Genomic DNA, 789 nt, shown 5'->3' on the forward strand with positions numbered 1-789 from the left:
ATATTTTCTATTTTTCTTTCAATATTCATTTAGTAATACCTCCTCATCGAAAGGGTATAAATGAAACTTATTTATAATAGATAAAATATCATAAGATTTTAATTTCCAAAAATTAAAGTGATAATATAAAGGATCTTTAGTATGTTCAACTTCGTTTCTTTCTATAAGTCCAGTTCCTATATCAATATCTCCAATAAAATAATAATCGAAACTATCAATATTATCTGAATTTAATCGGTATTTAACTTCATTAATTTTTTTTTCTGTATCACTAATATTACATTCATTTGTATTATCAACATTATAAAACTTAAATAACGATATAGAGTATTTCTCCCTACTATCATAATTTACAATATTTTCATCAGTAGGTGGTTTAAAATTAAGCCCTAGCTGTTTTATATAATACTCTGGCAAAATATCTTTTAGCCTAAAATCTATTTTATTTTTCTGATTATTACAAGTTATACTTTTTAGTTTTGCTTCTATATGTGTGGGCAGAAAAAAAATTTTTTTTATATCATTACAAGGTTGTTTAATTTTAAATTTTTCGCTTCGATCTTCTACAAAAGTTAACGCAGTATCAAAATCATCTACAGATTCTATCTCTTCTCCAAGACTTTGTTCTAAAGATGCCATTCTCAAATCTATTTTAGGATTTAAAAAACGAACTACATTATTAATTTTTAAATATCTAATATCTTTAAACATTTTATCTTCAGTATCAATTTCAACCTTTTCAAAATCTGTTTTTAAAAATACAAAATCTCTATGATTATGGTGATATTC

General features: G+C 23.3%; 1 protein-coding gene. It reads right to left on the reverse strand.

Going from position 1 to position 789, the window contains the following annotated elements; genetic code table 11:
• Window positions 1-18: 18 nt before the first annotated feature.
• Window positions 19-789, reverse strand: a 771-nt coding sequence (locus tag PaeCFBP13512_RS23330; RefSeq protein WP_161594357.1) for a hypothetical protein, incomplete at its 5' end; no start/stop codon positions are given.

It is taken from the genome of Paenibacillus sp. CFBP13512 (genome assembly GCF_005233705.1).
Classification (GTDB): Bacteria; Bacillota; Bacilli; order Paenibacillales; family Paenibacillaceae; genus Saccharibacillus; species Saccharibacillus nuruki.